Source organism: Pseudoalteromonas galatheae, from assembly GCF_005886105.2.
GTDB classification, from domain to species: domain Bacteria; phylum Pseudomonadota; class Gammaproteobacteria; order Enterobacterales; family Alteromonadaceae; genus Pseudoalteromonas; species Pseudoalteromonas galatheae.
Map to the genome: position 1 here is coordinate 1,359,958 of NZ_PNCO02000001.1, position 13,020 is coordinate 1,372,977.

Here is a 13,020-nt window from a genome sequence, read left to right on the forward strand (position 1 = left end):
AGAACGAGATGATTAAACTATCAACAATTGCACTTGCTCTGGTAAGTGCTGGCCTCATGGGTTGCGGATCACAGCAATCTGGCAATGAAACCCTGACGGCACCAGGTGAACCTGGCGTTAAACCTTATTGGTCATACTCTGGAAAAACGGGGATTGGTACGTCGTACGAAGCGTACGAAGACGGCAAGTACAGTGATTCTACGGCTACTAAAGCAGTTTCAAAGGTATGGTTTTCTGTTGCAAAAGGGATGATCACAGAGACCATGTTTGGACTTATTCACCAAGCGCAGATCAAAGACATGCAATTCATCATCGTGGGTGACGGCTTTGCAGTGAAAGAATCTGATACTGACGCCCTAGATGTCACGATTGACTATCTTTATAAAGATGCCAATGGACGACCGTTATCGCTGGCTTACAAAATTTTAAGCAAGGATAAACAAGGCCGCTTTACCCTTGAAAAGCATATTTTTACCGATCCTGACGGACAAACCTTGTTTGTTAGAGCAAAAGTAGATACTGCTCTCAAAGATGTAAAAGCTTTTGTGAACGTAAACCCATACGTGAATAACAATGGCTTAAACGATTTTGCAAAAGTGACAGAGCAAGGTTTGTTAGCATGGGAAGGTAAGAATTATCTCTCTTTGCAGAGCAAAACTGGCTTTGTTGAAGCATCTGTCGGTTTTACTGGCACCAGCGATAATTTAGCGGCACTTGAGTCTACAGGACATATAGCTCAGGCTTATGCGTCTACAGGCAAAGAAAGTGGCAACGTTAACTGGTTGGCAAACTTAGGGCAAGTAAAGGGCAGCAGCACCTTTGATCTTACCTTGAGTTTTGGTCATTCTCAGCAGCAGAGCTTTGCTGAGGGAGCAGCCACATTAGCCAAAGGTTATGACAAGGTACTGGCTGATTATAATGGCCAAGGCGAAGCGACGGGCTGGCAAGATTATCTCGACAGTTTAGTGCCACTAAAGTCCATGACGGCAAATACCGCAGACAACGGCAAGTTACTTTACACCAGTGCGCTAGTGCTTAAGGCGCAAGAAGATAAAACCCATGCCGGTGCGCTGATAGCATCGTTGTCAAATCCGTGGGGTGACACAGTGCCTGCAGAGCAAGGCCATACCGGCTATAAAGCAGTATGGGTGCGTGATTTTTATCAAGTAGCGATGGCATTTTTGGCGATGGGAGATACACAAACAGCACTCACTGCTTTTGAGTATCTAGAAAAAGTGCAAGTTACGGATAAAACACCGGGTAACCATGGTGATACTGGCTGGTTCTTACAAAAAACGCATGTAGATGGCGAGCTTGAGTGGGTTGGTGTACAGCTTGACCAAACGGCAATGCCAATCATGCTGGCATGGAAACTGTGGCAATCGGGTGTGCTAAGCGATGAAAGACTGGTTTATTGGTACAATAAGATGTTAAAGCCCGCGGCTAACTTCTTAGTTGAAGGGGGACTGGCTAAAATATTGTGGAATGACACGCAAATCACACCGCCGGCGACACAGCAAGAGCGTTGGGAAGAGCAAAATGGCTATTCACCATCGACTACCGCGGCAATCATTGCAGGCCTTGTGACGGCGAGCGATATTGCTAAATTGGCTGGTGATAAAGCGGGACAAGAGAAATTCCTTGCGACGGCGCAGCAGTACAATCGTGATGTTGAGTCATTCATGTTCACAACCAAAGGGAGTCTGCAAAGCAAACACAGTGACGGTCAATATTTCTTCCGTATTGGACAAGACAAAGATCCTAATTCCAATACGACCTTAAATACCAACAATGGCCGCAGCGGAATGGATAAGAAGCAGATCATCGACGGTGGCTTTTTAGAACTTGTGCGTTACGGGGTTAGAGGGGCTGACGCCCCGAGCATCGTGGCCACCATGCCTGAATACGATGATGAATCGATAGCTGACAACTTAAGAGTAAAATATAGCTTTAAATTTGATGGTGATGTTAATAGTTATCCGGGGTATCGCCGTTACGGTAATGACGGTTATGGTGAAGATGAGAAGCGTGGTATCAATTATGCCGAAAATGGTCAGAATACTGATGGCCAACGCGGTCGAGTGTGGCCTTTCTTTACCGGAGAGCGTGGTCACTATGATATTGCGCTGGCGCTGCTTGATGGTGAATTAAGTGCGGATGAACAGAGCAAAATACAAAATACTTATGTGAAGGGGATGGAGCACTTTGCTAATGAAGGCATGATGTTACCTGAGCAAGTATGGGATGGTGTGGGTAAAAATACCTTTGGCTATCAACTTGGCAAAGGAACCAACTCGGCGACGCCTTTGGCTTGGACACATGCTGAATACGTAAAGTTAGTACGCTCTCTTAATGAAAAGCAAGTATGGGATCACTACCCAATCGTAGAAAGTAAACTGAAATAACAAACTGTAAGTAAACACATAAAAAATGCCGAACATGAGTTCGGCATTTTTATCGCTATTGCTACCGTGAAGACTGCCTAACAATCAATTTCGGCGGCAAGAGGGTAGAGGTTACCGCTTCACCTCGGATAAGCGTAAGTAGGTTATCGACTAGCATTTGCCCTGCCAATGTGGTGTTTTGCTGCACAGTAGTCAAAGAGGGAGAAACATAACCCGCCGCGGCAATGTTATCAAAGCCAACGACATGCACATCATGCGGCACGCGAACGCCCGCTTCTTGAAGTGCCTTAATCGCGCCAATAGCAATGAGATCGCTAGCAGCGAAAAGCGCATTAAATTTAACATTGTTGGCGATTAAAGAGCGAGTCGCATGATACCCTGAGTCTTCTGTGGAAATCGCATTTGCCATTTTACGGTCACTCACCTCAATACCTTTTGCTTTAAGGGTGTCTCTAAAACCTTTAAAACGCGCAAAAAATTCCGGGCTGTGATCCGAGGCATCGCCAATAAACGCACAATCTGTTCTGACCATGTCGATTAAATGCTTTGCAGCTAATACACCACCACCGTAATTATCGCAGCTCACAGTGAGGTCTGGACGGTTATCAACCGTTGCCCCCCAGCAAACAAACTTCGTGTGGTTGTCGAGTAGAGTTTGTAACTTTGACTGGTAATCGATGTAATCACCATAGCCGAGTAAAATTAACCCGTCAGCACGATGACTATCCTCGTAATCGGCATGCCAATCACTGCTCGTCGATTGAAACGACACTAAAAGGTCATAGCCTTCTTTCGCGCATGCTCGGGTAATACTGCCAAGCATACTTAAAAAGAAAGGATTAATTTGTGACTCGTCTTCTGTGGGATCTTCAAATAACAGCAAAGCCAACGTACTGCTTTGCTGAGTGCGCAGATTACTCGCGTTTTTATCGACCTTATAGTTAAGCTTTTTAGCAATCTCATGAACGCGACGACGAGTTTCTTCGTTAACCAAAGGGCTATTTCTTAGGGCGCGCGATACCGTAGATTGCGAAACGCCAGCATAATGGGCGATATCAAATGAAGTTGCTTTACCTTTCATGTTCTTCTCAACGCTTAAGACAGTGACATTGTCAGTCATTCAATTTTTTTTTCAACCAATTTCACCGAATTTGCAAATTTTTATTGATACAGTCTGACACCGGTGTCATAATGTCGATGTTTTATCATTTTGTTGTCAAAACGTATTTGGCTGCCCTATGCCAAGGGCAGCATTTTTTTACCAAATTAACAGAATAACAGGTAAGAGCAAAAGCCAAGGCGTGCAAATTTTGGCGAGTTGAGACAGTAAATTGCAGGACGTGTGCTGGCAGCCCTGATGTTAGCCCAAGCATAATCGCAGTGATAAAGAGATAATAATATGAGCCAGACAACAAGCCATTCATCCGTGCCGTTTGAGCCGATTGTCGTTGCCGACATCGGGGGAACAAACGCCAGATTTGCAATCGTGTCAGATTTTGATGCGCGAACTAACCATTTTTCAATTACGCATCAAGTCACTTTTCCTAGTGCTGAATTCCAGTCTTTTGAATCCGCTATCCAAAAATATTTAACTGAGCTACCTGTTGCGCAACCAAGCAGAGCCTGCCTCGCGGTTGCTGGTCCTATTAAATCTCAGCAAGTTCATTTAACTAATTTAGGTTGGCACTTTAGTTCAGAAGATATCAAAGCTCAGTTCGACTTTACCGAGCTTGCCGTGATCAACGATTTTGCCGCTTTTGCCTACGCGGCACCTTATTTGGCACTAGAGAAAAATCTAGTAATTAAGCAAGGTCAACCTGAGCTAGGTGCAAATATCGGCGTGATGGGTCCGGGCACTGGATTTGGTGCGGCTTGCCTTGCTAGAGATATCAATGGCAGCGCAGTGATGAGCTGTGAAGCAGGGCATATATCGCTTGCGCCGGTTACTGCTCTAGACAAAGAGTTATTAAAGGTGCTGCGCGCGAGTATTCAACATGTTTCAGTCGAAACTGTATTTTCAGGCCCGGGTATTGCGAGACTCTATAAAGCCATGGCTGAAGTGCGTGGTGAGCAAGCTAAAGATCTTAATGCTGCGCAGATCAGTGCGCTTGCGAAAGAATGCAAGGTTTGTGACGCAACATTGAGTCACTTCTGTGACTGGATGGGGAGCGTAGCTGGCGATTTAGCGCTGACTTTTGGAGCCTTAGGTGGTGTTTATATTGGTGGTGGGATCTTGCCGCGGATGAAAGCGCGATTACAAGCAAGTAGCTTTGTTGAGCGCTTTACCGAAAAAGGCATGATGTCACAGTACACGAGCCAAATTCCAGTGACTTTGGTGGTACAAGATAATATCCCACTGATTGGTGCAGCGGCATGTATTCATGAGCGACGCCGAGCCTAAGGGAAAATCGATGAAAAAAGTAACTATTAATAGCGTTGCCGAATATGCCGGAGTATCTAAAAAGACTGTATCTCGAGTATTAAATAACGAGCCAAATGTTAGTCCAGCAACGCGGGAAAAAGTCCTGAAAGTCTTTGAAGAGCTGAATTATAAGCCAAATCCTATTGCACGCGGTTTGGCACAAAACCGTAGCTTTATCATTGGCTGTTTATACGACAATCCATCAAAAAGCTATATCACGCGAGTGCAAAGTGGTGCGCTGGAAGCGTGTCAGAAGCATAGTTACAATTTATTGATACATCCTTGTGAACTGCGCGGCCAAGACCTCATCGACAATGTTGAGCAGCTGCTGACCACATCGAGACTTGATGGTATTGTGCTTACTCCACCGTTTTCAGACTCCAACGAGCTTATTGCTTTTTTAAAGCAACGTAATATTCCCTATGCACGCGTTGCTTCAGCCATTGAAGGTGATGATTCGATTTCAATTCGCAGTAATGACGAGCAGGGGGCTTTTGAGTTAACTGAGCATCTGATCAATTTAGGTCATACCGAAATTGCCTTTATTAAAGGTCACCCTGATCACAGTGCTACAGAAAATCGTTTCTCTGGCTACCAAAAAGCGCTAGCAAAACATGGCATTGAATATCGCGAACGATTAGTTGCAGAAGGTAACTTTAGTTATCACTCAGGTGCAGACAGTGCAAAAGCCATATTGGACTTAGAGCCAAGGCCAACGGCTGTATTTGCATCAAACGACTACATGGCTGCGGCCGTGTTAAAACTTGCGACCCAGAGAGAGATCAAAGTGCCCGAGCAGTTATCTATTGCTGGGTTTGATAACGCACCTATCGCAAGGCATATTTGGCCGGGCCTGACGACGATAGCACAGCCCGTGGAAGAAATGACTCGGATAGCGGTAGAAGAGCTGATTAAGCATATAACTCAGCCGCAAGAAGCACCGTTTCAGCAGGTTTTAGAAGCTAAACTCATCACTCGAGAATCGACGAAAGCGCGCTCGAGCTCATAACATTTTCAATTTTTATACTTGCCCCAAAGCCCAACGCCTAGCCGTTGGGCTTTTTATTAGGGAAGTGACGGCAGCAATACAGTAGAACGGAGCGACTTGCTCTAACGAGTTAGTGCTTTCAACTATCAGATTTTGGTTGATAGGTTTTAAGCTCAATCTGAAATTGTTCCATACCATCTTTGCCTTTAAACATTTTAACCAACATGTGATCGTAGTTAGGAGCAAACCAAGCAATAGCTTGTCGGTCGCTATCATCGTAAACGCGCTTAACCTTGATGGTTTTGACATTACCAAAAGGTAAGGTGATCATTTCCTCGCCGACAACTTCAAAATCATAGCTTCGCTGGCCGCCTTTTTTGTCTATGATTGGGTAGCTAAACTTGGTTTTTCCGGCTTTCAGGTCTTCTCGCAGCTGTACCTGATAACTAATTAAATCTTGCTGATTCTCAAGCCACTTCACTTTCAGTGGATACTTTTCTTCACTGGAGGTAATTGCTTGGTTTTGATGATCAAACTTAATTTTGTAGCTTTTATCTGGGCCAGTCCCTTCACGAGTCATGCTATAGTGTAGTGGGCTTACAGTATGCTCGGTGACTTTAAACAATGACTCTTCAGTTCTTACGTCCGAAAAAATCATCCATTCGATATCACTTTTGTAGCGCACAGCGTATGTTGCGTCTGCAATTTTTGTGAGATCGCGGGTGGCCGTACCATGAACCTCACCTTTGCGCGAAACTTGGTATTCGGCGTGATATTCAGTGAGCGAGTTTGCAAATGTGGAGGTAGAAAGTAGAGCGCTAATACCAATTAGCACAGCGCTCCATTTTTTATTTTTCTGGGTACGGTGCGCCTTGAATTGGTAAGGTTTTGTTATCAAAAACAGCATAGTCTGCTTCCATTGTTAGTCTTTGTTCGCTGAACCATTTGACCACCAAAGGATAAAGAATGTGTTCTTGCTTATGCACACGTTGCGCCAGTGACTCTGCCGTATCATCTGGAAGAATAGCGACCTTGGCTTGACAGACCACAGGACCACCATCTAACTCCTCTGTGACAAAGTGAACGCTAGCACCATGTTCTGCATCGTTTGCATCGATTGCTCTTTGGTGGGTGTTCAACCCTTGATACTTAGGCAACAAAGAAGGATGAATGTTCAACATTTTTCCTCTAAATTTTTGCACCAAGTTTGGAGTTAGAATACGCATAAATCCAGCTAATACAACCAAATCTGGTGTAAAGCTATCAATTAGTTGACCAAGCGCAACATCATACTCTTCACGAGAAGTGTATTGCTTATGGTCTAAAACGGATGTTGCTATGCCAGCTTCTTGCGCTCTGGTTAGGCCGTATGCGTCCGCTTTATTACTAATAACGGCAGCAATTTCACCTTGAATATAGCCAGCTTTGCAAGCATCAATGATGGCTTGCAAATTCGAACCACTCCCAGAAATCAGAACTACAAGGCGAGTGGGTGCCATTACTCGGCACCACCTAAGATCTCAACTTGTTCTTCACCAGCCTGAGCGTCTTGAATTTCACCGATGTGCCAAGCGTTCTCGCCTTGTTCTTTTAGGATTTCAAGACTTTGCTCAAGCTTATCAGCTGGAACAACTAAGATCATGCCAACACCGCAGTTGAATGTGCGGTACATCTCGTGAGTTGCAATGTTACCGTTTTCTTGTAGCCAGTTGAAGATTGCAGGCCATTGCCAGCTATCACCCTTGATCACTGCTTTCGCTGACTCAGGTAGTACACGAGGGATGTTTTCCCAGAAGCCACCGCCAGTGATATGAGAAAGTGCGTGAACATCAACTTCTTTTAATAGCGCTAAGATTTGCTTTACGTAGATACGGGTCGGCTCTAGCAGGTGCTCGCCTAGAGTTTTGCCTTCGAACTCTGCGTTAGTATCTGCGCCAGATATTTCTAGTACTTTACGAATTAGAGAGTAGCCGTTTGAGTGCGGACCGCTTGAACCTAGTGCAATTAGCTGATCGCCAGATGCAACTTTAGTTCCATCAATGATTTTAGACTTTTCGACCACACCAGTACAAAAGCCAGCCATATCGTAGTCATCGCCTTCGTACATGCCTGGCATTTCAGCTGTTTCACCACCGATAAGCGCACAACCCGAAAGTTCACAGCCCTTACCAATACCAGATACCACATCTGCTGCGACGTCAACGTCTAACTTGCCTGTGGCATAGTAATCCAAGAAAAACAGCGGTTCAGCACCTTGGACAATAAGATCGTTAACACACATAGCAACTAGGTCAATACCTACTGTGTCGTGCTTTTTCAAATCGATAGCTAAGCGTAGCTTAGTACCAACACCGTCAGTGCCAGCAACCAAAACAGGCTCTTTATATCCAGTTGGAAGTTCGCATAGTGCACCAAAACCACCAATGCCACCCATTACTTCAGGGCGACGAGTTTTTTTTACTACGCCTTTAATTCTTTCGACCAATGCGTTGCCCGCATCGATGTCAACGCCAGCGTCTTTATAACTAAGAGACTGTTTTTGTTCGCTCACAGGTTTTCCTCAAAAGTTGCTAGATAGATTTGCTTAGAAACGCCGCCATTTTACAACAATTGCATCTAGGCGGCTAGCGACTTTGCGAGAAACCCCGAGAATGTGGTCAAAGGTCCTAGCTTTTATGGGGTAGATAGTATAAAGAAGCAGCAAAATACCGAGGGCTAAGCAAGGTTTGCGTTAGATCAATACTCAAAGGCGACAGCGGGTTACTATGGGAGTAGGCCCAATCAGACAGTAACTTCATCAATACTTTGAAGCGACTGTTACTACGGCGCATTGATTGGGTCTACTCTTTGAGGTTGGGTGTATATCTTAACCTCGTGTATATGGCTATTTATGGGAATAAAACGATGAACATTGAACGTCACAGCCTAGCTAAAGAACTCCCAGAATTTAAAGATAGAATTCATGACTTAAAACTGTCAGATGGACACTTCTCAAGGTTATTTAAAGATTACCATGAAGTGGACAATGAAGTTATTCGGATTGAAGATGGTGTAGAGCACTCAAGTGATGAGTATCTCGAGTCACTAAAGAAAAAAAGGCTGTGGTTAAAAGATCAGCTTTACCAAATTCTAAAAAGCGCGGATTAAACTCTTGTCTTGGCCAATTAGCTAATATGAGCGGGCTACCTAGCCCGCCACTGTGTTCCCCACCCAATATTGAATAATTCTTTCTGTCCCGAGCAAGGGCGTATTTATAATCTATACTCTAACCATTGTACTCTATGCACGATGATTCCTTTGATTGCACTTATATTAGTATTAGCTGGCAGCTTTATCATGGGATTAGCTTTTTCTCCGGCCTTTAAAATATGTCGATTAACTTCTTCGGTCGGTTGGCGAGTGTTGTTAATTCTTATGGCTCTGTTTGAACTTGGATATTTGAGCTTTGCCTACTTCCTGTACGATCACAATAGCGCGAGTTTTATTGAGCAAGGCTTAAGTTTAATCCTGTTTCTAGGTTCCATTTTTGTTTTTGTGGTGAATTGTTTGAGTCTAACTAGCCTGCAAGAATTGAATGAAATTGCAACACAGGCCAAGTATAACGCAGAACATGATTTTTTAACGGATTTAGAGAATCGCCAGCGTTGCATTGATGCTATTAATGAACGTAAACATCAGCAGCTTGATTTTAGTGTTATTCTGGTAGATTTGAATAATTTCAAGCAGATCAATGATGCTAAAGGGCACTTTTTTGGTGATAAATTACTGGTGGAACTGGCGCATAAAATGGGGGCAGCACTGCTTCCTCGTAGCAAGTTATATCGCATGGGCGGCGATGAATTTATTATTTTAATGGACGTGACAGACGTAAATTGTATTTACTCCCAGAACAATGCGCTGCTGAGTGAGCTAAAGTCAGGTATTGAAGTTGAAGAGCTACAACTTGACGTGACGTACAGTGCAGGCGCAAGCTTATGGACTAAGTCTCGTCAGCTCGATGTTTTTGAGCTATTGAAGCAAGCTGACATCGCTATGTATTCGGCCAAACATAGCCGGCAAAGCATTGTTATTTTTGATGAAGAGCTTCATGAGGGAATTGAAGCCGAATTCCAGATGCTGGCCAATCTAAAGGTTGCGCTCGCACGTGGTGAACTTGCGCTTCATTATCAACCGATTGTTTGTTCGAAAAGTGGTGATATTCATGGGGTTGAAGCCTTACTTAGATGGCCGCAGCCAGATGGCTCAATGACAATGCCGGATCAATTTATTGAATTGGCGGAGCGTAATAATTTGATCCGCCAGCTGAGTACATTTGTGATCAATCGTGTTTTTCAAGATCTCGCTATCTTAACTGAAATAGATAACAAGTTAGTTGTACATATTAATCTTTCTTGTCAGGACTTTGCCGAGCAGAACTTAATTAATACCCTCGCAATGCTTCTGGATACACACCGAGTAGACCCAACACATATTGTGTTTGAGCTCACGGAAAGTACGGTGATGGAAGAAGTTGAGAAGGCACGGAGCATGATTGAAACGTTAATTGATATGGGATTTGCAGTCAGCATTGATGATTTTGGTACTGGTTTTTCTTCATTTTCAATATTAAAGGAGTTACCAATTTCTCAAATTAAAATTGATGGCTCGTTTGTGAGGCAAAGCCATGAAAGTGAAAAAGATCAAGCCATAGTCGAAACAAGTATGTTTTTAGCGCGTAAATTGAATTGCAGTATAGTTGCTGAGGGTGTTGAAAGCGATGCCTGCTTGCAGTATTTGTATAGCTTGGATTGTCCTTATATTCAGGGCTTCCAGATCTGTGAACCACTCTCGCTAAGCGAATGCGTAAAGTGGATTAATTCCCAGAGCATGGTGAGAGGTGCGATGAAAAGGTTAGACGGATGAGAGTAATAATCCTTTTCTACTAAAAGCTTATTGTCCAGATATACGAGTCAACTAGAACGTCAACATGGGTTTAGGTGGGACGAAGCCATACATTTGTTCAAACCCCGGGATCTCTGTTTCCCAAATCGGTGTTTCCTCACCAATATATGCTCTGAATGCATCTAAGAAAAGCCTCGTTCTAACCGGTAAATCTCGGTGAGGGTAGAGGGCATACATCGCAGCGAAGTCAACTAACTTAATATTCGTTAAAATTGGCTGTAACTTCCCTTCAATAATCTCTTTACCAACTAAAAACGCAGGCGCTACGATGTAGCATGTACCTGATAATACACTTTCTAGCAAGGTATCTCCGTCATTGGTTCTAAAGATACTTTTAACAGGCATTTGTTGTTCGATGCCTTGCTCGTCTTGATAGGTGATACTGGTAAACCTTAGCGCATCACTGGCGTAAGTTGCTGCAGGTAACTCGCTGAGCTCTTCAAGGGAGCTTGGTGTGCCATGGGCTTTTAAGAAGGTTGGGCTTGCTAATATGAGCAATCGATTGCGTGCAATTCTACGAGCGATAAGCGAAGAATCTTTCGGTTCGCCGACACGAAAAGCTAAATCAAAACCTTCACCGACCAAATCTACTAATCTGTCTTCAAGTCGAAGCTCAACCTCGACGTGGGGGAAACGTTTCTGAAAATCGTTAATGACAGGCTGTACATAGCGTCTACCTACTACAGTGGAGCTCGCAATTTTAAGCAAACCTTTAGGCTCGGTGTGATAATTTTGTGCGATCCGTTGTGTGTCGTTGAGTAATAGCCTTAGCTCCTCTGCTTTTTTTACCATCTCAGAACCAGCAGAAGTGAGTGAGAAAGAGCGAGTTGTACGGTTCATTAATCTTACGCCAAGCTCTTCTTCTAATTTGGTCATCTGTTTAGAAATGACAGAACGGTCAATATTTCTCAACTGTGCCGCACTGGCAAAGGAACCGCGCTCCACAACGTCTAAAAAGATTAATAATCTGCTGCTAATATCCATGATGCGAAAAAGTTCACCAACACTGATGCCATTGTGACACTAAACAATTGGAAATGCGAGTAGCATATTTACACTAATAAAGTTGTGGCTCGTTGCTAACAATGGTTTAATGAAGTGAAGCGCATAGGTCAAATTATTTTATTTTTAGACATAAAGTTAAGGTATATGATGAAAGCAGTCCGATTCAATCACACAAATGGACTTACCTTCGAGCAGGGAGAAATTAATTTGCCTGAAGCAACGGATGATCAGGTTTTGGTCAAAGTTGAATACGTTGGTTTAAGCTTTATCGATACAAAGGTGGCCAATTGTCCCTGTGAAGAAACACCAAACAGAGTGTTTGGCGTGGACGCTGTGGGTATTGTGGAAAAAGCATGTAAAACAGGGTTTCCAGAGCCGGGAACTCGAGTATTCTGGCACGGCGATATTCGAGAGCATGGTACGATGAGTGAATTTGCCTTGGTGCCAAGTCATGCACTTACTGTCTTGCCAACAAACGTCGATGGAAAACTGGCCGCAGCTTCAATTGCTCCAGCAATGTGCGCGTTAATAGCTCTTTTCAAACTGCAGTTAAATGCTGGGGATACGGTCTTAATCGAATCGGCTCATCACCCAGTTGGTCAAATGGCGATACAATTTGCAAAACAGTTGGGTTTGGGCGTTGCGGCATGTTCTGAATCTAAGCATAAAAAGCTGCTTGAGAAACTAGGCGCGGATCTGGTGTATTGTCATCCTGACTTTGCGGGTTTGGCTGATGCGTTGCAGCTTCACTTTGGTGCCGCAGAGGTACAAGGTGCGTTGGACGTGACGGGCACACATACTCAGCAACTGATTGCGCACTTGACATTTTGTGGCCGCGTCAGCTGCCTAGCTGGGTTGCCAGCCATTGAACAGCATATATTGATGAAGAAAGCCCCCAATATAGGAATTGTTTCCTTATGCGGCAGCTGGCTTTCAAATAGCGTCTGTGCACAGCAAAGAATGGCATTTATTGGAAACGCGCTTGCAGAAAAGCTTGAAAAAAATGAAATCACTTTGCAGCAACTTGAGTCAATTTCGCCGCAGCATGATGCGATAATAGAAACACTGGAAAAACTGGGAAGCTGCGATAATATCGCGTTTTTTGTGGCAGATATGGAACGCTAGCCTCCAGCAACAACGGTAATTTATCCCCTTCACGCAATAATCGTGAGCTTGGCTGCAATCGCCAAGCTCAGCGAGCAAATAAATTGATACAATTTCTGACATTTTTCGTCGTTTGATCCCCGTATACTTCCCGT

General features: G+C 44.0%; 11 protein-coding genes. 6 read left to right on the plus strand and 5 right to left on the minus strand.

The genetic code is table 11. The annotated features are described in order from the left end of the window. Positions 1–8: 8 nt before the first annotated feature. Entirely contained in the window at positions 9–2,405 is a 2,397-nt protein-coding gene (locus CWC29_RS05940) for a glycoside hydrolase family 15 protein (protein ID WP_128728335.1), read from the plus strand. A 61-nt stretch (positions 2,406–2,466) separates the two neighbouring features. On the opposite strand, the gene CWC29_RS05945 is transcribed toward CWC29_RS05940, so the two are convergent. Beyond that, on the minus strand, positions 2,467–3,486 hold the full coding sequence (locus CWC29_RS05945) for a LacI family DNA-binding transcriptional regulator (RefSeq protein WP_128728408.1): 1,020 nt from the start codon (positions 3,484–3,486) through the stop codon (positions 2,467–2,469). Between the two features lie 318 nt (positions 3,487–3,804). Between CWC29_RS05945 and glk the strand changes: the two genes are divergently transcribed. Beyond that, positions 3,805–4,806 carry a glucokinase gene (gene glk, locus CWC29_RS05950; RefSeq protein WP_128728334.1) on the plus strand — a complete coding sequence of 334 codons (1,002 nt, stop codon included), beginning with the start codon at positions 3,805–3,807 and terminating at the stop codon, positions 4,804–4,806. A gap of 10 nt (positions 4,807–4,816) precedes the next feature. Next, a complete protein-coding gene (locus CWC29_RS05955) occupies positions 4,817–5,836 on the plus strand; it encodes a LacI family DNA-binding transcriptional regulator (RefSeq protein ID WP_128728333.1) in 1,020 nt (339 codons plus the stop codon). A gap of 118 nt (positions 5,837–5,954) precedes the next feature. Here the strand turns inward: CWC29_RS05955 and CWC29_RS05960 are convergent, their stop codons facing one another. From CWC29_RS05960 to purM, 3 genes are read right to left on the minus strand one after another with little or no spacing between them, the layout of a single operon-like run. Beyond that, positions 5,955–6,650, minus strand: a complete 696-nt coding sequence (locus CWC29_RS05960; RefSeq protein WP_128728332.1) for a DUF3108 domain-containing protein — start codon at positions 6,648–6,650, stop codon at positions 5,955–5,957. Between the two features lie 13 nt (positions 6,651–6,663). Further along, positions 6,664–7,314 carry a phosphoribosylglycinamide formyltransferase gene (gene purN / locus CWC29_RS05965; RefSeq protein ID WP_128728331.1) on the minus strand — a complete coding sequence of 217 codons (651 nt, stop codon included), beginning with the start codon at positions 7,312–7,314 and terminating at the stop codon, positions 6,664–6,666. Continuing rightward, positions 7,314–8,366, minus strand: a complete 1,053-nt coding sequence (purM, locus tag CWC29_RS05970; RefSeq protein WP_128728330.1) for a phosphoribosylformylglycinamidine cyclo-ligase — start codon at positions 8,364–8,366, stop codon at positions 7,314–7,316. Before purM ends, purN begins: the two co-directional genes overlap by 1 nt. Positions 8,367–8,719: 353 nt before the next feature. Between purM and CWC29_RS05975 the strand changes: the two genes are divergently transcribed. Next, positions 8,720–8,962, plus strand: a complete 243-nt coding sequence (locus tag CWC29_RS05975) for a YdcH family protein (protein WP_128728329.1) — start codon at positions 8,720–8,722, stop codon at positions 8,960–8,962. A 390-nt stretch (positions 8,963–9,352) separates the two neighbouring features. Further along, positions 9,353–10,717, plus strand: a complete 1,365-nt coding sequence (locus CWC29_RS05980; protein ID WP_240036275.1) for a putative bifunctional diguanylate cyclase/phosphodiesterase — start codon at positions 9,353–9,355, stop codon at positions 10,715–10,717. Between the two features lie 51 nt (positions 10,718–10,768). Here CWC29_RS05980 and CWC29_RS05985 read toward each other — a convergent pair whose 3' ends face one another. Beyond that, positions 10,769–11,740: a LysR substrate-binding domain-containing protein gene (locus CWC29_RS05985; protein WP_128728328.1), complete on the minus strand. Its 972-nt coding sequence runs from the start codon at positions 11,738–11,740 to the stop codon at positions 10,769–10,771. A 165-nt stretch (positions 11,741–11,905) separates the two neighbouring features. Between CWC29_RS05985 and CWC29_RS05990 the strand changes: the two genes are divergently transcribed. Next, positions 11,906–12,886 carry a zinc-binding dehydrogenase gene (locus CWC29_RS05990; protein ID WP_235956533.1) on the plus strand — a complete coding sequence of 327 codons (981 nt, stop codon included), beginning with the start codon at positions 11,906–11,908 and terminating at the stop codon, positions 12,884–12,886. Positions 12,887–13,020 lie beyond the last annotated feature (134 nt).

Bases quoted from the DNA above. Each gene is read 5' to 3' on its own strand.
- CWC29_RS05940 (WP_128728335.1), top strand. From the start codon at position 9: ATGATTAAACTATCAACAATTGCACTTGCTCTGGTAAGTGCTGGCCTC.
- CWC29_RS05945 (WP_128728408.1), bottom strand. From the start codon at position 3,486: ATGAAAGGTAAAGCAACTTCATTTGATATCGCCCATTATGCTGGCGTT.
- glk (WP_128728334.1), top strand. From the start codon at position 3,805: ATGAGCCAGACAACAAGCCATTCATCCGTGCCGTTTGAGCCGATTGTC.
- CWC29_RS05955 (WP_128728333.1), top strand. From the start codon at position 4,817: ATGAAAAAAGTAACTATTAATAGCGTTGCCGAATATGCCGGAGTATCT.
- purN (WP_128728331.1), bottom strand. From the start codon at position 7,314: ATGGCACCCACTCGCCTTGTAGTTCTGATTTCTGGGAGTGGTTCGAAT.
- CWC29_RS05975 (WP_128728329.1), top strand. From the start codon at position 8,720: ATGAACATTGAACGTCACAGCCTAGCTAAAGAACTCCCAGAATTTAAA.
- CWC29_RS05985 (WP_128728328.1), bottom strand. From the start codon at position 11,740: ATGGATATTAGCAGCAGATTATTAATCTTTTTAGACGTTGTGGAGCGC.
- CWC29_RS05990 (WP_235956533.1), top strand. From the start codon at position 11,906: ATGATGAAAGCAGTCCGATTCAATCACACAAATGGACTTACCTTCGAG.